The following is a 19,604-nucleotide window of genomic DNA, read 5'->3' on the forward strand; positions in this document are numbered from 1 at the left end:
CACCAGATAGACTGTCGCATACGCGAAGACCCATCCTGGCTTTTCAATCGAGTTAGCGATTCACTGCGGACCGCTCCTCACATAAGCTCCAGGTCAGAGCCATATCGCAAGCGAGTCCAGACATTCCGTCAAATCCCAATCCAGAAATTCACTGTTTCCCAAGTCACCAATCCAGACTTTCACCGCGCGCGGCAGCGGGCGGCAGCGCGTCGCCCGGTAGACCTTCGGCCTGATAGACCTCGAAGGTGAAGACGCCCGCCTGCACGGCCGGGTCGTCGTTCATGATCTTGGTGACCGTGTCGACGTCGCGGTCGAAGATGCCGACGCCGTGGATGTCGGCGTTGCCGCGGATGGGCAAGACGACGGCCAGCTCGCCCGCCTTGCGCAGCGCGAGTGTGCGACGGCCGTGCTCCTTGAGGAACTGTCCGGCATCGGGCGAGCTGAAGTTCGGTCCCGAACGGAGGATTGACACCGTGTACGGCTGGGCGTACTCGAGAATCGTCTGCATCTCGGCGTCGGTGATCTCGGGCAGGTCGGGCATCTCGGCTCCTCGCGATCGCAATGGCAACTTCACAATCAAAACTTCTCAATGGCCAGCCTACGACCGCCCGCATGCGCACGGAACCTACTCGCATGAACCTTGCGCGACGCCCGCCGACGCCCGCGATGGCTGCGTGACCAGCGACACGTGGCCGCTCGACGCTAAGCGGACTACAGTCCTCTTAGGACATATCTGTAGGAAGGTTAAGAACAATGTCGAAGAAGACAACCAACTCCCGCGCGCTCGATGCCGGTCTGCTGACCCTGCGCGTCGCCGTGGGCGCCACCCTGTTCGCGCACGGAGCCCAGAAGCTGCTCGGCTGGTTCGGCGGCCCCGGAATCGACGGGACGACCGCGGGCATGCAGCACATGGGCTTCGAGCCCGCCAAGACGTCGGCCGTAGCCGCGGGCGTCAGCGAGGCCGCCGGTGGACTCGTCGCGCTCGGCGTCGGCACCCGCGTGGCAGCAGCGGCAGGCGCCGCGGCGATGATCGCCGCCGCCGACGTGCACCGTCCCAGCGGATTCTTCGCCCAGGAGGGCGGCTTCGAGTACCCGGCCGTGCTCGGACTCGCCTCTGCCGCACTGGCTCTGACCGGGCCGGGACGCTACTCCGTCGACGCCGTCGTGAAGCATCCCCTCTCACGTGAGGGTGCAGGCATTGCCGCGCTGGTCGCGTCCGCGGCAGGCGCAGCGGGCGTGCTCACTCGTCGCAAGAAGGCACTGGCACTGAAGGTCGGCTGAGCCGAACAGCAAAAGCACAGCCGCGTCGTTCGTGTTTGTGCAGGACGTCTCGCAAGTGACCCTGCGCTAGGCAACACGGACGACGCGGCTGTGCCATCCGGTGGCACCGTCGGGTATCGGCGCCACCCGCTGGTCGGTCTGCGTCTTGCCGTCGGCGTCGGTCGCGCGGCAGTACAACGTGTGGTTTCCGGGCGTTGCACCCCAGGTCCAGCTCCACTGTCGCCAGGTGTCGGTCGAGTATTCGGTCGCGAGCGTCGCCGTGTTCCATTCACCGTCGTCGACGCGCACCTCGACCTTGCGCACGCCCCGGTGCTGCGCCCAGGCAGTCCCTGCGACGACGACCGGCCCGGCGGCGATATTCGACAGCGGCGCCGGGGTATCGATGCGCGAGGCCGTCTTGATGGGCGCTTTCACGCCCCAGCCACGCTTCGCCCAGTACGACTGGGCTTGGTCGAATCGTGTTATCTCCCAATCGATCACCCATTTGCAGGCAGAGACGAAGCCGTAGAGTCCCGGAATGACCTGCCGAGCGGGATACCCGTGCTCGAGTGGCAGTGGCGTTCCGTTCATACCTACCGCCAACATCGCGTCACGTCCGTCGGTGATCGCGTCGAGCGGCGTGCCAGACGTCCAGCCGTCGACGCTCGTCGAGAGCAGCATGTCCGCGTCGGCGTGCGGTTTCGCCATCGCGAGAAGGTCACGCATCGGATAGCCGATCCACCTCGCGTTGCTCGCAAGATCGCCGCCGACCTCATTGGAAACGCACGTCAGGGTGATGATCCGCTCCTGCGCCGACATCGCCATGAGATCGTTCCAGTCGAGCGTGATCTCGCGATCGACCATGCCGTGGATTCGCAGCCGCCAATCCGACGTCGACAACTGCGGGACCTGCAGGGCCGTGTCGATGCGATAGAAGTTCGCATTGCTGGTGAGAAACGAGGTTGCTCCGTTGACGTCCACGCCCGACGGAATCGGTGGCGCAGCAGACTTTGCGCGGGGCAACACGAGTCGGGCTCGCTCCGCGATCACTCCGCCCGCGTCGGCGACCCGTCGGGCAATCACCAGCGAGACCGCGGATGCCCCTGCCACGACCGCTGCCGCGACAAGGAAGGCACGTCGCGATGTTCCGGGACTCGTTGTGTCGTCGGCGTTTTCGAGTACTTCATCGGGACCTGAACTAACCTTTTGCGGCACATGCGATCTACGACTGAGCACGATGAGTATCGCGACAGCGACCACACCCGCGACGATCGCCGGTATCACGTAGCTCGCGTCTGCGGTGGGACGTGTGGCCGCCGCGAATGCGCCGAACGCCGCCACGAGGATGACGAGAACGACGCCCGCCGGGGGCCGCGCCACCTGCAGAATGCCCGCCAGCATCGAGAGTAGGGCGAGAGCGATTACGACACCGATCATCAGCGCCGGTTTGTCGTTGGTTCCGAACGTCGTGATGGCCCACTCCCGAGCAGGAGCGGGTGAGTTGTCGACGAGAAATGCGGTTACCGCCTGGAAAGGTGAGGCCATGCGAGACAAGGGAATAGCCGCCAACTCGCCTGCCGCTATACCGCCGAACACGGCAAGCATGCCGGAAACCACAGCACGAAGCCACGTTTCGAACGGCCGACGCATTTCGGATCGCTGACGCGTTTTTGATCGCTGACCCATGGCCACACTCCTCACCGAAGTCAGCTCGTCGATCGTCGACTTCTGCAGTACTTCGTTCGAGTGCCCTGTGCGGATGGGTCGTGAGATTTCTTTTCTTTTCACCCATCCGGGGTCTGGTCTCCTGCGAATGCCCTCCGAGACTCACAGCACGGTGGGTTTGTTCCTCAATGATGGGATCGATCATGGTAGCCAACAGATTTCAACGCCTGACTCTCGCAGCAGCAGGCGCCGTACTGACCGTGGGAGTGATCGCGGGATGCTCTGACGACAGCAGTTCGTCGTCGGATTCGGCCACGTCGTCGATGGCCCCGATGTCGTCGTCGGCAATGCCGATGAGCAGCGGTACCGCCGAACCGGCGTCGCTCGTGGGGCCGGGATGTGCCGACTACGCGAAGGCCAATCCGTCGGGTAGTGGCTCGGTCGAGGGTATGGCGATGGACCCGGTTGCCACTGCGGCATCCCACAACCCGATGCTCAAGACGCTGACGCAGGCGGTGTCGGGGCAGCTCAATCCGCAGGTGAACCTGGTGGATACGCTCAACAACGGCCAGTACACCGTCTTCGCGCCCACCGACGACGCCTTCGCGAAGCTCGACGCCGCGACGATCGACAAGCTGAAGACCGATAAGGATCTGCTCACCAAAATCCTTACCTACCACGTCGTTTCGGGACAGATCGCACCCGACATGATCGACGGGACACACAAGACCCTCGAGGGTCAGGATGTCACGGTCACCGGATCGGGCAACGATCTCAAGGTCAACAACGCAGGCGTCGTCTGCGGTGGCGTCAAGACCGCAAACGCCACGGTGTACATGATCGACACGGTGCTCATGCCGCCGACCATGTGATCGTTTCACCGATGAGGTTCTCTGGATAAAACGATGGGGCGCACCGTAATCGGTGCGCCCCATCTCCGATCAGAGGTCGGGTTGATCGACCAGGATCAAGCGGCCGTCCGCGCGGCGTCGGCGACCGGCTCGAGAGCCTGTGCGACGACGTCGGCAACGTCGGCCACCGGAGTGACCGTGACGGCGTCGAGGATCTCTGCCGGGACGTCATCGAGGTCGGCCTCGTTGCGCGGTGAGATGAACACCTGCGTCAGCCCGTTGCGTTGTGCCGCAAGCAGTTTCTGCTTGAGCCCACCGATCGGGAGCACGCGACCGTTGAGTGTGACCTCGCCGGTCATGCCCACCTCGGCACGGACCTTGCGACCCGTTGCCATCGACACCAGGGCTGTCACCATGGTGATGCCGGCACTCGGACCGTCCTTGGGCACCGCGCCCGCCGGAACGTGCACGTGGATCGTGCCCTCCAGGTTCTTCGGATCGACACCGAGTTCGCGTGCGTGTGCACGGACGTACGACAGTGCGATCTGCGCGGACTCCTTCATGACGTCGCCGAGCTGGCCGGTCAGTTGCAGACCTCCCTTACCCTCGCCCGTGTCGGTGCGATTGGCCTCGATGAACAGCACGTCGCCGCCCATTCCGGTCACGGCAAGTCCGGTGGCAACACCGGGCACAGCCGTACGCTCTTCGGACTCCGGCGTGAACCGGGCACGGCCGAGGTACTCCTTGAGATCGGACTCCTCGATCGTGACAGGCGTTGTGGCCTTGCCGCTTTCGACGTTGGTCGCAACCTTGCGGAACAGCTTGGCGAGCAGTCGCTCGTACTGCCGCACACCCGGCTCGCGGGTGTAGTTGGCAGCGATCTCCCGCAGCGCATCCTCGGTCACCGAAACCTCATCCTTGGTGAGCGCAGCACGCTCCTCCTGCCGCGGGAGCAGGAAGTCGCGGGCGATGGCAACCTTGTCGTCCTCGGTGTAGCCGTCGATCGTGACGAGCTCCATACGGTCGAGCAGGGCCGACGGGATGTTCTCGATGACGTTGGCTGTCGCGAGGAACACGACGTCGGACAGGTCGAGGTCGAGATCGAGGTAGTGATCGCGGAACGTGTGGTTCTGCGCGGGGTCGAGGACCTCGAGCAGCGCGGCCGCGGGATCGCCCCGGAAGTCGGAGCCAACCTTGTCGATCTCGTCCAGCAGCACAACGGGATTCATCGATCCCGCTTCGCCGATGGCACGCACGATGCGTCCGGGCAGTGCGCCGACATAGGTACGACGGTGACCGCGGATCTCAGCCTCGTCGCGCACACCGCCGAGAGCGACGCGCACGAACTTGCGCCCCAGCGCACGGGCAACCGACTCACCCAGCGACGTCTTGCCGACACCGGGAGGACCGGCCAGCACCATCACGGCACCGGAACCACGTCCGCCGACGACCTGCAGCTTGCGCTCGGCACGTCGGGCACGCACCGCCAGATATTCGACGATGCGATCTTTCACGTCGTCGAGACCGTGGTGATCGGCGTCGAGGATCTCGCGGGCACCCTTGATGTCTGTCGAATCCTCGGTGGTGACGCTCCACGGCAGATCGAGCACGGTGTCCAACCATGTTCTGATCCAACCGGTTTCGGGTGACTGGTCGCTGGCGCGCTCGAGTTTGCCGACCTCACGCAGTGCGGCTTCGCGCACGTTGTCGGGAAGATCGGCCGTTTCGACGCGACCGCGATAGTCGTCGGCACCGTCGGGCTCGTCCTCACCGAGTTCCTTTCGGATTGCGGCGAGTTGCTGGCGAAGCAGGAATTCCTTCTGCTGCTTCTCCATCCCGTTGCGGACGTCGTCGGCGATCTTGTCGGAGACCTCGGTCTCGGCGATGTGCTCGCTGGTCCAGTCGATCAGCAGTTGCAGTCGTTCACCGACATCCGGCGTCTCGAGGAGCTGTCGCTTCTGGACGTCGTCGAGCCACGACGAGTAGCCCGACGTGTCGGCGAGATCCGACGGGTCGGTCATCTTGTTGACCGCGTCGATGATCTGCCACGCCTCACGACGTTGCAGCATGGCCAGTACGAGCTTCTTGTACTCGGCGGCCAGCGCCTTGGTCTCGGGCGTCGCCTCGACGTCGTCGACCTCGGTTACCTCGACCCACAGTGCGTTGCCGTGGCCGGTGGTTCCGGTGCCGATGTGGGCGCGCGTTTCGCCCTTGACGACGGCAGCTTGCACACCGCCGGGCATACGCCCGACCTGCACGATCGACGCCAGAACGCCATAGGTGGGATACCGGTCGTCCAGGCGGGGAGCGACCAGCAGTTTTCCGGACTCACTGGCCCGGGCCGCGTCCACTGTCGCCTGAGCAGCGTCGTCGAGAGGCACCGGCACAACCATGCCGGGCAGGACGACCAGATCAGGAACGAAGAGGACGGGCACTGAATACGTGTCAGACATTTAACCTCCAAAGTTCAGTCTGATGGACTCAACCTGGGTGGCAGGATGTTTGTTCCCGGGCAGATTTCGCCTGAGGCGGAATTTGGGGGGCGTTGAGATCTGCCTCCGGGCCCGCGCCGGCCGAACGTGGCGGCTCCAGGGCTAAATGTGTGTCTTATCGAAGGATGTGGGTGCTGCAACGCCCACATCCTTCGATTGGACACACATTGAGGGGCGCGGGGGCCGGTCACTGCCCCAACGCTGACGGAACGGACCACTTTCACAGCTGCCGGAACATTTCGGGTGGCCGGACGAATCGAACCGACACATACCGATTCGACGTCACGGAAGGTCCGACAATGTCTCGAAGCACGAGTGCTCGCCCACCATCGACAGCGGGGAGCCTGCTCAGATCTGGTCGACGAGCAGTGGTCGGCGTGATTCTCGCCGTAATGGCGTCGATCGCCCTGATCGTGGCGACGCCGTCACAGGCGTTTGCCGCGCCCGCACCGGACTGCTCGACGCTCCACTCGCGAGTCCAGGCACTCCAGTCGCAGGCGAACACGCTCAAGGGCCAGATCGACGCGCACAACTCCCGCGCCGGCGGCGTCGACAGGACGAACGCCGGGGCCGTCGGCGCCTACAACGCCGAAGCTCAGCAACTCAACGGCCAGCGCGATGCCCTGCAGGCACAGGCCAACGGGCTGCAGTCGGAGCTTTCAGCGTGCGGTTCGAAGGAGACAGCGCCAGCGATCCCGAACACCGACGGCAGCACGCCGACGCCACCTGCACCGCCCGCGCCGGCGAAGCCAGAGGTGCCTGCGAAGCCCGCGCCCCCGAAGTCGGACGCCAAGCCCGCGCCGCAGAAGTCCGCACCCGCACAGCCAAAACCCACCGCACCGAAATCCGCGCAGCCGGCGCCCGCGAAACCGCAGCCCGCGGAACCCGCACCGAAGCAGTCCGCACCGAAGCAAACCACGACCGCGAAGCCGACCGGCGTCGAGCAGCGCAACGCTCCGATGCAGAGCAAGGTCAACGATCCGGAGTACCGCGCGAAGTACTACCAGAAGCAGGGATCCGACGGTGTCATCAAGCGTAAGCCGGGCAGCGGCGTCGACGCGAATGGCGATCTGGTTCCGGCCATCCGCGAGAATCCGAAGAAGCCGGGGAGCTTCGTCGAATCCCACTCGTCGCCGACAGTCCGTGCCAAATTCGACGGCCCGGCTCAGCAACGCGCGCCGACCAGTGCCGAATCGTCGCAGATGCGCGAGAGTGTTGCTGCTCGGAACCGGGCCGTCGGTGATGTGAAGCGACTCAAGGCCGAAAGAGCGACCCAGCAGAAGACGGACGGCAAGGTCGATCCACGGACCGAGTCCGAGCTGAAGGATGCCTACCGTCGGCAAACCACGCAGGGCGAGCAGCTCGGCGAGGCGGCGGGACGACAGGCCATCGCGCGTGACTACCCGTCGTCGAAGTACGACGTTCGTGAGCTGACAAGCGCCCGTGGACAATCGGGTGCCGGCAGCCCGGACCAGGTGTTCGTGGTGCGACCCAAAGCGGGAGGCTCCGAGAGGATGGTCGTCCAGGAGGTCAAGGGGCCGTCGTCCAAGGCGGGATCTCGGATCGGCCTCGATGGCCAACGGTACGAACAGGGAACCCGCGGCTACTTGGATGCACTGATCGACGAGATGGCCCGAAACGGCGACCCACGCGCATTGAGCATGCGGAGCGCGCTCAACCGCGGTGCACTCAGCTACCGTCTCGTGAAGGCGCGCGTGTCGGGTGACGAGTGGGCAGGCTACAGCGTTCGCAACTTCGACATCGGATAGGACGACACGATGCAATCAGTGACAAGGCACGCACTTGGCCGATCGATCGACGAACTGCGTGAATCGGCAACCGAATCAGACGACGCCCTGGTATCGCACTTCGAGGACATCAGCCTCTACCCGGAGTCGACGATGCCGACCGCGGCACTCGCGGCCACCGGCGCCGCAGCACTCCACTTCGGATCAGACCCTTCCGGGGCACGCGTCGAGACCCGCGTCGCTGCCCGACGGGCCGAGCAGATCTACCTCGGGATGTACCAACTCGCAGCGCTCCCGCCGGGCGAACCATTCGTCCTCGAGATGGACTCTGCGGGTCTGCGCAGTCACGGCACCGGGCACAATCCCCGCGCGGTGAACGCACAGATCTGGCTCGACGCGTACTGGTGGGCGCGCGCCACACGCAACGGGACTGCACGCGAGACGCTCGACGCCGTCGACCCCGCACTGTTGACGCAGGGCAGCCGCAACGACGCGGCGATGCTCGGACTCGTCGAGGCGCTACAGGCACGCGACCGCAAAGACCCACAGTGGGCTGAGATGCTCAGCGCCTGTGTCTCACAAGTCAATTCGCCAACGATTTCGACGAAGGAAGAGGCCAGGCTGCTGCAGCTGGACCTGTTCGGGGTACTGGCCACCATCGGCAATGAACCCGACGACCAGGGCAACTTCACCGAGCAACTGACCGACGCCCTGACCGACCACCGGGCGTACTGGGGTGCCAGCGAAGAACGCAGCGGCACACCCCGCGGCTTCTTCTCGCTCCCGCTGTTCGGCCTGTGCGCCATGGCGTTCGACGAGGGTATGACGATCGACGTCGAATCCGACTATCTGCCCGTCGAACTCATTCAGAACCCGCCCTGGATGTTCGAGCTGGACTAGAGCGCTCCGAATCACCGACTTCCGCGCCAACCCGCCAGCTAAATATGTGTCGTATTGAAGGATGTGGGTGCTGCAGCACCCACATCCTTCGATTGCACACACATTCAGGGCGCGGCGCGTCGACTGTGACCCCGCGCGAACCAATCCGATGTGCCAGCGTCCACGAACAGTGAGTGAGGAACACCCCGCCGGAGGCAACGGACGAATATGGAGACGGCCACGTGACAACGCTTGCACGGCTGGTGGTTCGTCATCGGTGGTGGGTTATCGCGGCGTGGATCGTCGTCGCGCTCTGTGGTGCGTTCGGGGCGTCCCGCGCGACGAGTGCGCTGAGCTACGACTTCAGCCTCCCCGGCCAGTCCGGGTATGAGACCAACGCCGACATCACACGAGAATTCGGCTCCGGTGGCGACAATGCGCCGGTGTTGCTGGTCAGCAAGGCCGCGGCCGGCGGCAGCGTCGACGTCGAGTCCGGTAGCCGGATCGCGGCAGCGGCGGCGTCGGCGGCACCGGGCGCCCGAATCGCTTCCTACACAACCCATCCCGAACTGATCTCCCGCGACCGGTCGACGGCGGTCACGGTCGTCTATCCGCAGGTGGTTCCGGGCGCCGACCCCTATGTCACGACCCTGCCCGCCTTGCAGCAGGTGGCCGAGGAGTCGACGTCGGCAACCACAACGGTCGCGGTCACCGGCGTCGACGCCCTGAACGCGGGAGGCGGGGGCGGCGTCAACGTTCTCGTGGAGACCATCGTCGGTGGCGTCGGAGCTCTGGTGGTGCTGGCGCTCGTCTTCGGATCGTTCTTGGCCATCACACCGCTGCTCACCGCGGCGGCGTCGATCCTCACGACGTTCCTCATTCTCTGGGGACTGACGTCGATCACCGAGGTGTCGTTCATCGTGCAGTATCTCCTCGCGCTGATCGGTTTGGGAGTGGCGATCGACTACGCGCTCCTGATCGTCACCCGATGGCGAGAGGCCCGCGGCAATGGGTACGACGGCGAGCAAGCGGTCGAGCAGACTCTGGCGACCGCTGGACGCGCCGTGCTGTTCTCGGGCATCACCGTCGCGGTGAGTCTGGCGGCGCTGATCGCTCTCCCCGTGCCGTTTCTGCGGAGTATCGGATTCACCGGGCTGCTCATCCCGCTGATCAGTGTGGTCGCCGCGCTCACGTTGGTGCCCGCGCTGCTGTCCGTCGCGGGAACCAAGCTCGAATGGCCCCACCGCAGATCGACATCGCCGGACAGCCGATTGTGGCGACGCGTCGGGACGGTAGTTGTCAGACACCGCTGGGCGTCGACCGCGATCGCCATCATCGTTCTGGCCGTCCTCGCGATACCTGTTGCCTCACTGAATCTCTCGTCCCCGACAAACGCCTCGCTCGCGTCCGTCGGAGGCCCGGCCGGGCAGGCAGTCGACGCCGTCGCCGACGCCGGTCTCGGGTCCGGACTCACCACGCCCGTCGAGATCGTCACGGACTCACCGCAGAGCATCGTCGAAGCACTTCGCGGCCAACCGGGAGTTGCAGGAGTTGTGGCGCCGACCGAGTGGCAGCGCGGCTCGACGCACATCGTCGACGCCTGGACGACGGTGGACTCGTCCACTCCGGAGGGAGGTCGCGCCGCCGCCGACATCCGCACGGTTGCCGAACAGCACGGCGGGAGAGTCGGCGGGATAACCGCCCAGAACGCGGACTTCATCGACGCCGTGTACGGAAACATCTGGTGGGTACTACTTCTCATCGTGGTCGTGACATTCGCCCTGCTCGCAACGGCACTACGTTCGATCGTGCTGCCGCTGAAAGCGCTTGTGCTCAACGCATTCTCGCTGGCGGCGGCATTCGGGGTCACGGTGTTCATCTGGCAGGAGGGCCACGGAACGTCGCTGCTGTTCGGTCAGGACGGTGCAGGTGCCATCACCATCTGGATTCCGGTGGCCGTCTTTGCCTTCCTGTTCGGACTCTCCATGGATTACGAGGTCTTCCTACTGAGCCGCATCAAGGAAGAACACGACGCCGGCGCCAGTACCGACACCGCCACCATCGACGGCGTCGCGCGGACCGGACGTCTGGTGACCTCGGCTGCGCTCATCCTGTTCCTGGCATTCATCTCACTCGCGCAGGTGCCCGTGACCGATGTCAAGATACTCGCGACAGCGCTGGCACTCGGAATCATCTTGGACGCCACCATTGTTCGCGGCGTTCTGGCTCCAGCTCTCGTTGCAGCGCTGGGTCCCGCCAACTGGTGGGTGCCGAAGTGGTGGCCCGGACGTCGCTCTCGTCAGCTCCAGACTGAAAGACGCACTGCCAGTTGAGACTCGGAGCCTTGCCTCACGTGATCGCAGCGATGGTCCTATCCGACATCCGTGGTGACACGAAGTCGATGGCGGGCAGCAGGTAGCGCACGACGGCCGGCGACACCTCCTCGGGTCGGTGGGTGATTGCACGAACGATCCAACTCGCCGCCTCGTCGACCTCCAGCGCGCCGACGTCGTCGTATTCGGCTGTGGGAGCGATCATCTCGGTACGCACCAGCGGGAAGTAGACGTTGGTCGCCGTAACTCCCTCTGGCCGTTCGGCGTTCAGGCTGCGACCGAAGATCGCCAGTGCGCTTTTCGACCCCGCGTAGGCCGAGAACCTCGGAAACGTGTTGGCGTGCAGCGCCCAGGTGCACACGTTGACGAGCTGCCCCTCGCCACGTTCGACCATGCCAGGCAACAGCCCGAGTGAGAGCTGCACGGCGGCAAGGTAGTTGAGTCGTGTTGTGCGCTGATAGTCGTGGAACCGTTCGGTCGAGTCGACGATGGTGCGTCGAATCGAGTGGCCTGCATTGTTCACCAGAACGTCTACGGATTCTTCGGCGAGGTCGGCGATGAGTCGGTCGGTGGACGCCTCGTCGGAGAGATCGCACACCCGGTACTCGCAGCCGGTCTCGGTGGCCAGCTCGCGCAGCTTCTCCTCACCGCGCGCCACACCGATCACACGCGCTCCACTCGCAACGAGTTGGCGCGCCGACTCCCGACCGATCCCCGCCGACGCCCCGGTGATCACGACGGTCAGACCTGCGACGTCGCGGCCGCGCCCCGCCAGCGCGGCGTCGACGAATCCCGGTACAAAGCTTCGTCGCTGGACAAGAGCCTGGACCCTGCGCTGAATCGACATCGATCTCCCTTGATCCGCGTGCTCACCCGTGAAGCACTAACCCCCGAACCTAGCCCTCCCGATCGAGAACGTCGGCGACATCCGGGGCGATCTCGCGAAGGATGCAGCGCGCAGACCTCCCGAGCGCGGCGAGATCCGCGGGACTGAGCGGGTCGACCACCGCCCGACGGACCTCCACCGCATGTCCGGGCGCGCACTCGGTCAGCTTGCGCACGCCGTCATCGGTGATCTGCGCCAGCGTGTGCCTCCCGCCGCCAGGGTTGACAACGCGCGCCACCCAGCCCGAACGTTCGAGTCGCGTCATCGCATGCGACAGCCGCGACAGTGAACTCTGCGTCAGTAGAGCGAGGTCGGACAGCGGGCGGGTGCGGTCGGGCGACGACTCCAAACGGACCAGAACGTGGTACTCGAACATGTTCAGCCCGGCGTCGCGTTTGAGTTGCGAGTCGAGCGCGGCGGGCAGCGTCGTCAGTAGTGCCATCACCGATTTCCACTCCCTGAGCTGCGCGTCGTCGAGCCATGGTGCATCAGACATGGTGCCCAGCATACGCTGACTTGAACATTCAAGTCAGTGCGTGTAGCTTTAGTTGAACATTCAACAACCCGTCTGTCACAGCAGCGGTCTACCCAGGAGCTGTCATGTTCATCGCAACCGTCGTCATCGCCATCGTGTTCGCACTGATGCTCGTCTTCTCGGGAGTGGGCAAACTGCGCCACGACCCCAAGCAGATGGGCGTGATGACCGAGGTCGGATTCCCCCAGGACAAGGTGGGCCTCCTCGCGCTCGCCGAGTTCGCGGGAGCGATCGGCCTCATCGTCGGCTTGTTCTGGTGGCCGATCGGCGTCGCAGCAGCGATCGGAACCTTCCTCTACTTCCTCGGCGCAGCGATCTTCCACCTGCGCGCAGGCGACAAGAACATCGCGCCCGTCGTCGTGCTGATGCTCGTCTCGATCGCTTACATCGTCCTGCGTCTGCTGAGCATCTGACAGCTGTATCCAAAGCGGGCGCCTGACCGCAGCGAACGGGCCGCCTCAGCCGCCCGCGAAGAACAAGCTGAGCGCCCGCGCGGGTTCCAGCGCGCTCGATATGTTGGCGACGCACAGCACCAGCACCGCCGCGGCCACCGTCAACGTGGTCGCGGCGGTTGCGGTTGCCGGAAGCGTCGAGTAGCTCAGTGCACCAATACCATTCGATGCAGCACGTCGGCCGCGCCACAGTCGAACCGCGAGTACGCCGAGTATCGCCACGAATACCGCGGACAGCACCGCCACCACGACGTGGTAGCGCGCGAAGTCGGCCACGAGGTGATCGGCAACCGGCGACGCACCCGGCGTGGCGATCCCGTGACGCACAGCGTCGATCGCCCCCGCCAGTGACGAATCACGTTGCGCGGGAAGCAATGACACCGCAGAAGACAGCGGCGCAATCGCACCCTGGATGTTGGCCATGAGCAACGCAGCGGCACTGACCGTTCCGAGTGAAGCGGCCACGCCGGCGACCACATAGCCCACCGTCCGCCCGCGGCCCTCAGCCAGGTGCCCCTGAGACGACCTACCCTGATACGACACCCAGAGTCGTCGGCACGCCGAGCACAACACCAGCAGCGCCAGCGCGGCGATCACCGCTTTCGCGACGTGATAGCGCGCCCAGTAGTCGACGACGGTCCTGAGGCTATCCGGGAGCACCGCGCTTCCCGAGCCCGAATAGTCGATGAATGCGTTGCGCATCGACTGCACAAGTCGCGTGTTGTCGCCGTATCCCCCGTAATGGCCGCCCGCGAGATAAGCGGGCGCGAACACGAAGGCGATGCCGAGCACCGCGAGTATGCCCGCGTACGTTCCGGCCCACTTACCCGATGATGTCGACGTCACCCGACCGACAGTAGCGCCGCGTACGCGGCCATGGCCTTGCCCGATGAGATGAGCGGATCGCGGGACCTCAACGTACGCGCCATCACGAATGCGCCCTCGAGAGCCGCCAGTACCGCGACGACGAGATCGCGTGCGGCTGGTGTTGTCATTCCTCGCGCAGACAACAGCTTCGTGCCCGCGGTGATCCACTCGTCGAAGATCTCTCCAGTCGTCGCGCGCAGATCGGGTTCCACATCGGCCACCTCGCCCGCAATGGTCCCCACCGGGCACATATTGGCCCAGCCCGTCGCTTCGGCGGCATCTGCTGCCTCGCGAAAGGCAGACTCGATCGCCGTCGGAATGTCGTCACCCGCCATCATCAATCCGCCGACCAACTGGGCGTATGCCTGACCCATCGAGCGGAGGGCCGCGCCTGCGACTTGTCGCTTGCCCCCTGGAAAGTGGTGGTACAGGGAGCCGTTGGGCACTCCCGCGGCGTCGAGAACCTGCTTGATGCCCGTGGCCGAGTAACCACGACGACGCAACGACTCACCCATCGCGACGACGATCCGCTCCGCAGTCTGGCCGTCCTCGGCTGTGACTTTTTCCGACCGTGCTCCCGTTGACACCTTCACAGCTTAGAGCAAGTGCTCTAGAGTGGTTGCTCTAGATCACCTGCTCCAGATCGGTCGGTAGATCCAATAACAGTGGAGGTCCGATGAACCACAAGCTCAGCTCCGTCGACATACCCGCAGGGAGCCTCGACTACGTCGACGAGGGCAGCGGTCCCCCCGTGGTGTTGCTGCACGGTTTGTTCATGGACCACACCCTCTGGGATCAGGTCATGCCGTTGCTCCCGTCCGGCTTCCGCTACCTGAGACCAGTCCTCCCACTTGGCGCGCATCGTCGCGCAATGAACTCCGACGCCGACCTGCGGATGCCGGGAATGGTGAACCTCGTCGCAGACTTCCTCGACGCCCTCGACCTCGACGACGTGACACTCGTTCACTCCGATTGGGGCGGCGGACTGTTCCTGACCGCAGCGAAACGCGACCAGCGGGTGGGACGACTCGTGATCCTGCCGTGCGAGGCGTTCGAGAACTTCCCTCCAGGATTGCCCGGCAAAATGGCCACCGTGTCGGCACATCTTCCTGGCGGCCTGACTCTCGCGGCACGGCTACTCCGAATTCGGTGGCTGCGCAACACGCCGTTGCTCTTCGGCTGGATGACAGCTCGCCCGATTCCCGACGCTGTTGTCGAGGGGTGGACGAAATCCGTACTCTCCGACCGCAACGTTGCGCGCGACCTGGCCTCCTACGCCTCCACGCGATTCGACGCGTCGAGCCTCATCCGTGATACCGAGGCGCTTCGCGAATTCAGGGGAGATGCGTTGATTCTCTGGCCTGTTCGCAATCACGTGATGCCGCCCGAGCATGGCCGCCGCCTCGCCGACCTGATTCCCTCCGCCCGCTTACGGACGATCGAAGGCTCGGTCCTCCTCTCGCTCGACGATCCCGCCGCGGTCGCCCGCGAGATCAGCGCTTTCCTGACCCGTCAGCCCGACGTCGACGAACGCACCCGTGTCGCGGGGTCCTGACACGCGGCGTTCACTGCCGGTGTCACCTGTGGTCGGAAGCCGGTACCGGACCGGATCGTGAAAGCCGCGACCACTCCGCCCAGTGCACAGAAGACCGCAGAGATGAGCATCGCCGTGGTGAATCCGGGACCGAGCGGCTGGCCAGGTCCAGCGCTGATCCCCGCAACAGCAGGAAGAACCGCGACGGCGAGCAGACCCGCGATCCTCGACACAGCGTTGTTGACGCCCGACGCCGCGCCGGCGTGCGCATCGTCGACCGCAGCGAGCGCCGCGGCAGTCAGGGGCGCGACCGTGATGGTCATCCCCACACCGAACAGGATCACCGCGGGGAACACCGCGCCGAGATAGCTTGCCCCAGGGACGATCCGCGCCATCAATGCCAACCCGATGCCCGCGATGATCGGGCCCACGGTCATCGGAATGCGAGGACCCGTCTTCTGCGCAATCCGCCCCGACAGGGACGACCCGAAGAGCATCACGACGGTGCTCGGCACCATCGCAGCGCCGGCTTCCAATGCCGAGTACCCGAGGCTCTGCTGTAGTTGCAGCGCAACAAGAAACAGCGCCCCTCCGAGCGCCGCATAGACGAGCAGGGTCGTCGCATTTGCTCCGGTGAACTGCGCCGAGCGGAACATCGACAACTCGAGAAGTGGTGCAGGCGTATGTAGTTCGATCAGCACGAACACCACCAGAAGCACAACCCCTGCGACTCCTATCGCGATGATCCACGGCGTCCACCCGCGCGACGGCCCCTCGATCAGCGCAACGATCACACCCGCGAGTCCCAGCGTGATGGTGACGGCACCAGGTATGTCGGGCCGCCCGACCACGTCCGGCTCCTTCGATTCGTCTATGTGCCGCAACGTGATCGCCACCGCAACAAGCGCGATCGGGACGCTGAGGAAGAAGACCCACCGCCACGACGCGGCGTCGACGAGCCATCCGCCCACGAACGGCCCGAGCGCACTCGTCGCCCCCGACATCCCCGCCCACAGGCCGACTGCCTGCCCTCGTTCCTCTTCGCGGATACCGGCATTGACCAGTGCAAGGCTGCCCGGCACGAGAGCCGCCGCCGCGACGCCCTGCACGAGACGTGCCACCACCAACCACTCGATGGTCGGGGCAAGACCGCACGCGATCGAGGCAATAGCGAACACGATCAAACCACCCACGAATACGGCGCTGCGGCCGTACCGATCTCCCGCGACACCGCCGGTCAGCAGGAGCGCACTCAGCGTGAGCATGTACCCGTCGACGACCCACTGCTGCCCGGCGAGCCCGGTGTCGAGGTCGCGCGCGATGGTCGGCAATGCGACGTTCACGACGGTGCCGTCGAGGAAGGCGACACCCGAACCGAGGACAGCCGACGCGATGAGCCAGCGCCCCTTCGCCGACGATGCGCTGACCCCCGGAGAGCCATTGTTCGGCGCAGGCGTGTGCATATCGTTGCCCGTCTCTCACAGTCGTGGTGCAGTGGTGTCGGCGGCACGCGGAGCCGTAGGTAGTTCCCACGATGCTCCGATCGTGCACGACTTGCCAATGAACGCAGACCAGCCAGTGTTGACCACCAGAGGAGCCGACGATGACCACCGCAGCTAGACGCCTACTGACCGCGTTCGTTCTCGTCGCGTTGACCCTGGTCAGCGGGCCGGCCTTGGCGAATGCCGCGCCATCGGCTCCCACCCGATCAGATGTGCTGACGTTCTCGATCCCCGCGATCGGCGGCGTCGAGACCGGTCCGGCCGGCGTGCCCGGCGGATCGCTGCGTCCGGTCACCGTCGTCGCGCAACCTGCGCCGCGCACCCTGCAGTTCCCGCCACCGCCCGCCGCCGTCACCTTCTCTGTGCCCTCGCCGGCGTCGTATCACTACCAGTACTCGTATCGGTTCCTGTCGATCTCGTGGAACAACCTGCGGACCGGCAAGCACGGCGTGGTGTCTCTGCGGCACTGGCAGCTACCGAGCTATCCGGTGAGCGGCTACCCGTCGACGCTGAAGACGTCCGCGGTCGCGGTGACCGGGTCGGGTCCCGTCGTCGCGACGGTCAGCGTGTTGCGTGAGCAGCCGAATGCAGCGCCGCAGGTGATCAGCGTGATCCCAGGCGTGAACGCGATTCAACTGCCCTGATCGGCACGCTCCCGCCTCGCCGTGATCGCCGACGCCGCACTCCGTAGGTCGAGGCGAACGGCGGGCGGGACGACCACTGCCAGAGGGATGAAGACCGGCGCGAGCACGATCGGCAGCGTGAACACGGCTCGTGCCCCGACGGTCGTCGACCCGTCGGACGCGCGGTCGACGGTGAGCACCAGCGCGGCGTCGACAAATCTCCACTGCCCGATCTCTACCCAACGCTGTGGTCGAGCGCTCCGAACGACGTCCATGCGTGGGCGGACACCCGGGACGACAGTGACGTCTGTCCACGACGTTCCGACGTCGCCGGGGTGATCGCCGAGTGGCATCAGGTCGGCGATCGCACGCAGGCTGGCTTGCCACTGCGGCCGGTTCTCCGGGTCGACGAGGTAGTCGAAGACCTCGTCGGGCGGGGCGTCGAAGGAGACCGACACGTCGGCGACGGCACGTCGGACGGTCGACGGAATGCGCATGAAAGTCACCGTCTAGAGCGGCAGCGTCGGCCAGGCGTCGGGTCCGGCACTGCCCGCGGCGTAGTCGTCGATCGGTACCTTGTTGGCGCGCCATGCGTCGACGATGGGATCGACGATGCGCCAACACTCTTCGGCGGCGTCGCCTCGAACGGCAAGTGTCTCATCACCTTTGATGATTCCCGACAGCACCTCAGCGTACGCGCGCATCGACGCGTTGCCGAAGTCGGCGTCGAGGTCAACGGTCTTGAGCGCGAACGGATGTGAGCCACGATGGACGTTGAGCCGCACCGACATCGCGTCGTGTCCGAAGGTGAAACGCAGGACGTTGGGCTCGACCTGGTCCTCGAACTGCTCGGGGACGTGCCGCAGCGGACGGAAGGTCAGCACGATCTCCTTCGCCTCCGGATCGAGCGCCTTGCCCGAGCGCAGCGTGAACGGCACACCCTGCCACCTGTTGGTGCGAACCTCGAACGTGGCTTCCGCCAGGGTCTCGGTGTTGTTCGATGCGTCGACACCGTCCTCGTCGACGTAACTGGGCAACTGCTCGCCGCCCGCCTCGCCCGCCGTGTAGCGGGCTCGACGCGACGATGCCACGGCGTCGTCGTCCCAGATGTGCACGGCACGCAGCGCAGCGCCGATCGCGTCACGCAGATCGCGCTCGCCGAGTGTCGCAGGCGGTTCCATCGCGACGACGGCAACCAGTTGCAGCAGGTGGCTCTGGATCATGTCCTGCAGCGCGCCGACCCCGTCGTAATAGCCTGCGCGACCCTCTAATCCGAGGCTCTCGTCGTACCGGATGACGACCGACTCGATATGCGTTCCCGACCACACCGGCTCGAACACGCGGTTGGCCAAACGCACCCCGAGCAGGTCGAGCAACACCGACTGACCGAGGAAGTGATCCACGCGGTAGATCTGGTTCTCGGGTACCAGCTCCAGCAGGAGCTCGTTGAGTTCGCGGGCCGACTTCTGGTCGCTTCCGAACGGCTTCTCCGGGGCGAGCGTGGTGCCGGGCGGAAGGTCGACGTCGCGCAGCGCCTCGCACGCCTTGCGGGTCACCGACGGCGGCACCGCGAAGTACAGCACAGGACGGCCGTCGATATCGCTGAGAACACTTCTGAGATCGTCGGCGTCTGTCGGGTCGCCCCGGCGGTACACGGTCTGTTCCGCCACCCGGTCCCCCGCGTCCGACCGCTCGTCGGCGAAGGCCTCGCGAACCTTATCCCGCCACTGATCGTCGGTCAGGTCATGTCTGCCGACGCCGATCAAACGCACGTTGAGATCGGGTTCGAGACCGAGCAACTGGCCGAGTGCGGGGAGCAGCAGCCGCTTGGTCAGGTCGCCCGTGGCGCCGAAAATGATCAGCGTCGTCACCTGCGGTGACGTCTGGTCATCAGCGCTCGAGGTGTTGTCCGACGCCGGTCCGGTCACGTAGTCCTCCTCGACGATGAGCCCGTCCGTGCGGACTCTATTGGCATGT

18 protein-coding genes are annotated in these 19,604 nt (G+C 65.3%); 8 read left to right on the forward strand and 10 right to left on the reverse strand.

Annotated features, from left to right (window positions below; translation table 11 throughout):
• Positions 1-163 precede the first annotated feature (163 nt).
• A complete protein-coding gene (locus A5785_RS09225; RefSeq protein ID WP_064866033.1) occupies positions 164-541 on the reverse strand; it encodes a hypothetical protein in 378 nt (125 codons plus the stop codon).
• Positions 542-753: 212 nt separating this feature from the next.
• Here A5785_RS09225 and A5785_RS09230 point away from each other — a divergent pair, with 212 nt between their 5' ends.
• Entirely contained in the window at positions 754-1,281 is a 528-nt protein-coding gene (locus A5785_RS09230) for a DoxX family protein (protein ID WP_049700450.1), read from the forward strand.
• A gap of 66 nt (positions 1,282-1,347) precedes the next feature.
• Here the strand turns inward: A5785_RS09230 and A5785_RS09235 are convergent, their stop codons facing one another.
• Positions 1,348-2,910: a molybdopterin-dependent oxidoreductase gene (locus tag A5785_RS09235; protein ID WP_064866035.1), complete on the reverse strand. Its 1,563-nt coding sequence runs from the start codon at positions 2,908-2,910 to the stop codon at positions 1,348-1,350.
• Positions 2,911-3,128: 218 nt separating this feature from the next.
• Here A5785_RS09235 and A5785_RS09240 point away from each other — a divergent pair, with 218 nt between their 5' ends.
• A complete protein-coding gene (locus tag A5785_RS09240; protein WP_049700497.1) occupies positions 3,129-3,797 on the forward strand; it encodes a fasciclin domain-containing protein in 669 nt (222 codons plus the stop codon).
• Between the two features lie 95 nt (positions 3,798-3,892).
• Here the strand turns inward: A5785_RS09240 and lon are convergent, their stop codons facing one another.
• Positions 3,893-6,229 carry an endopeptidase La gene (lon, locus tag A5785_RS09245; RefSeq protein ID WP_064866038.1) on the reverse strand — a complete coding sequence of 779 codons (2,337 nt, stop codon included), beginning with the start codon at positions 6,227-6,229 and terminating at the stop codon, positions 3,893-3,895.
• Positions 6,230-6,660: 431 nt separating this feature from the next.
• Here lon and A5785_RS23895 point away from each other — a divergent pair, with 431 nt between their 5' ends.
• The 3 genes from A5785_RS23895 (at position 6,661) to A5785_RS09260 (ending at position 11,228) form a co-directional block, all read left to right on the forward strand.
• Entirely contained in the window at positions 6,661-8,037 is a 1,377-nt protein-coding gene (locus A5785_RS23895) for a hypothetical protein (RefSeq protein WP_156528024.1), read from the forward strand.
• Between the two features lie 9 nt (positions 8,038-8,046).
• Complete coding sequence (locus tag A5785_RS09255; RefSeq protein ID WP_082938022.1) at positions 8,047-8,916, forward strand: immunity 49 family protein; 870 nt, start codon at positions 8,047-8,049, stop codon at positions 8,914-8,916.
• 221 nt (positions 8,917-9,137) lie between these two features.
• Entirely contained in the window at positions 9,138-11,228 is a 2,091-nt protein-coding gene (locus tag A5785_RS09260; RefSeq protein ID WP_064866044.1) for an MMPL family transporter, read from the forward strand.
• A 16-nt stretch (positions 11,229-11,244) separates the two neighbouring features.
• Here A5785_RS09260 and A5785_RS09265 read toward each other — a convergent pair whose 3' ends face one another.
• Both A5785_RS09265 and A5785_RS09270 read right to left on the reverse strand, forming a co-directional pair.
• A complete protein-coding gene (locus tag A5785_RS09265) occupies positions 11,245-12,075 on the reverse strand; it encodes an SDR family NAD(P)-dependent oxidoreductase (RefSeq protein ID WP_064866046.1) in 831 nt (276 codons plus the stop codon).
• A gap of 49 nt (positions 12,076-12,124) precedes the next feature.
• Complete coding sequence (locus A5785_RS09270) at positions 12,125-12,610, reverse strand: MarR family winged helix-turn-helix transcriptional regulator (protein WP_231894247.1); 486 nt, start codon at positions 12,608-12,610, stop codon at positions 12,125-12,127.
• A gap of 104 nt (positions 12,611-12,714) precedes the next feature.
• Here A5785_RS09270 and A5785_RS09275 point away from each other — a divergent pair, with 104 nt between their 5' ends.
• Positions 12,715-13,062, forward strand: a complete 348-nt coding sequence (locus A5785_RS09275; RefSeq protein ID WP_064866050.1) for a DoxX family protein — start codon at positions 12,715-12,717, stop codon at positions 13,060-13,062.
• 45 nt (positions 13,063-13,107) lie between these two features.
• Here the strand turns inward: A5785_RS09275 and A5785_RS09280 are convergent, their stop codons facing one another.
• Together A5785_RS09280 and A5785_RS09285 are read right to left on the reverse strand one after the other, a co-directional pair.
• A complete protein-coding gene (locus A5785_RS09280; RefSeq protein ID WP_064866052.1) occupies positions 13,108-13,947 on the reverse strand; it encodes a hypothetical protein in 840 nt (279 codons plus the stop codon).
• On the reverse strand, positions 13,944-14,555 hold the full coding sequence (locus A5785_RS09285; protein ID WP_331710820.1) for a TetR/AcrR family transcriptional regulator: 612 nt from the start codon (positions 14,553-14,555) through the stop codon (positions 13,944-13,946). Before A5785_RS09285 ends, A5785_RS09280 begins: the two co-directional genes overlap by 4 nt.
• An 89-nt stretch (positions 14,556-14,644) precedes the next feature.
• Between A5785_RS09285 and A5785_RS09290 the strand changes: the two genes are divergently transcribed.
• Entirely contained in the window at positions 14,645-15,523 is an 879-nt protein-coding gene (locus A5785_RS09290) for an alpha/beta fold hydrolase (RefSeq protein WP_064866054.1), read from the forward strand.
• Here A5785_RS09290 and A5785_RS09295 read toward each other — a convergent pair.
• Positions 15,481-16,965 carry an MFS transporter gene (locus tag A5785_RS09295; protein ID WP_064866056.1) on the reverse strand — a complete coding sequence of 495 codons (1,485 nt, stop codon included), beginning with the start codon at positions 16,963-16,965 and terminating at the stop codon, positions 15,481-15,483. The genes A5785_RS09290 and A5785_RS09295 overlap by 43 nt on opposite strands.
• 140 nt (positions 16,966-17,105) lie before the next feature.
• On the opposite strand from A5785_RS09295, the gene A5785_RS09300 reads away from it, so the two are divergent.
• Positions 17,106-17,648 carry a hypothetical protein gene (locus A5785_RS09300; protein WP_064866058.1) on the forward strand — a complete coding sequence of 181 codons (543 nt, stop codon included), beginning with the start codon at positions 17,106-17,108 and terminating at the stop codon, positions 17,646-17,648.
• Here the strand turns inward: A5785_RS09300 and A5785_RS09305 are convergent.
• Both A5785_RS09305 and A5785_RS09310 read right to left on the reverse strand, forming a co-directional pair.
• Complete coding sequence (locus A5785_RS09305; RefSeq protein WP_064866060.1) at positions 17,636-18,124, reverse strand: SRPBCC family protein; 489 nt, start codon at positions 18,122-18,124, stop codon at positions 17,636-17,638. The genes A5785_RS09300 and A5785_RS09305 overlap by 13 nt on opposite strands.
• 12 nt (positions 18,125-18,136) lie before the next feature.
• Complete coding sequence (locus tag A5785_RS09310; RefSeq protein WP_082938023.1) at positions 18,137-19,555, reverse strand: glucose-6-phosphate dehydrogenase; 1,419 nt, start codon at positions 19,553-19,555, stop codon at positions 18,137-18,139.
• Positions 19,556-19,604: the final 49 nt, after the last annotated feature.

Origin of the sequence: Gordonia sp. 852002-50395_SCH5434458, assembly GCF_001665905.1 — a bacterium.
Classification (GTDB): domain Bacteria; phylum Actinomycetota; class Actinomycetes; order Mycobacteriales; family Mycobacteriaceae; genus Gordonia; species Gordonia jacobaea.

Coding starts and splice junctions, on each gene's coding strand:
- A5785_RS09240 (WP_049700497.1), top strand. CDS start 3,129: ATGGTAGCCAACAGATTTCAACGCCTGACTCTCGCAGCAGCAGGCGCC.
- lon (WP_064866038.1), bottom strand. CDS start 6,229: ATGTCTGACACGTATTCAGTGCCCGTCCTCTTCGTTCCTGATCTGGTC.
- A5785_RS09300 (WP_064866058.1), top strand. CDS start 17,106: ATGACCACCGCAGCTAGACGCCTACTGACCGCGTTCGTTCTCGTCGCG.
- A5785_RS09230 (WP_049700450.1), top strand. CDS start 754: ATGTCGAAGAAGACAACCAACTCCCGCGCGCTCGATGCCGGTCTGCTG.
- A5785_RS09225 (WP_064866033.1), bottom strand. CDS start 541: ATGCCCGACCTGCCCGAGATCACCGACGCCGAGATGCAGACGATTCTC.
- A5785_RS09255 (WP_082938022.1), top strand. CDS start 8,047: ATGCAATCAGTGACAAGGCACGCACTTGGCCGATCGATCGACGAACTG.
- A5785_RS09265 (WP_064866046.1), bottom strand. CDS start 12,075: ATGTCGATTCAGCGCAGGGTCCAGGCTCTTGTCCAGCGACGAAGCTTT.
- A5785_RS09235 (WP_064866035.1), bottom strand. CDS start 2,910: ATGCGTCGGCCGTTCGAAACGTGGCTTCGTGCTGTGGTTTCCGGCATG.
- A5785_RS09270 (WP_231894247.1), bottom strand. CDS start 12,610: ATGTCTGATGCACCATGGCTCGACGACGCGCAGCTCAGGGAGTGGAAA.
- A5785_RS09305 (WP_064866060.1), bottom strand. CDS start 18,124: ATGCGCATTCCGTCGACCGTCCGACGTGCCGTCGCCGACGTGTCGGTC.
- A5785_RS09275 (WP_064866050.1), top strand. CDS start 12,715: ATGTTCATCGCAACCGTCGTCATCGCCATCGTGTTCGCACTGATGCTC.
- A5785_RS23895 (WP_156528024.1), top strand. CDS start 6,661: ATGGCGTCGATCGCCCTGATCGTGGCGACGCCGTCACAGGCGTTTGCC.
- A5785_RS09295 (WP_064866056.1), bottom strand. CDS start 16,965: ATGCACACGCCTGCGCCGAACAATGGCTCTCCGGGGGTCAGCGCATCG.
- A5785_RS09290 (WP_064866054.1), top strand. CDS start 14,645: ATGAACCACAAGCTCAGCTCCGTCGACATACCCGCAGGGAGCCTCGAC.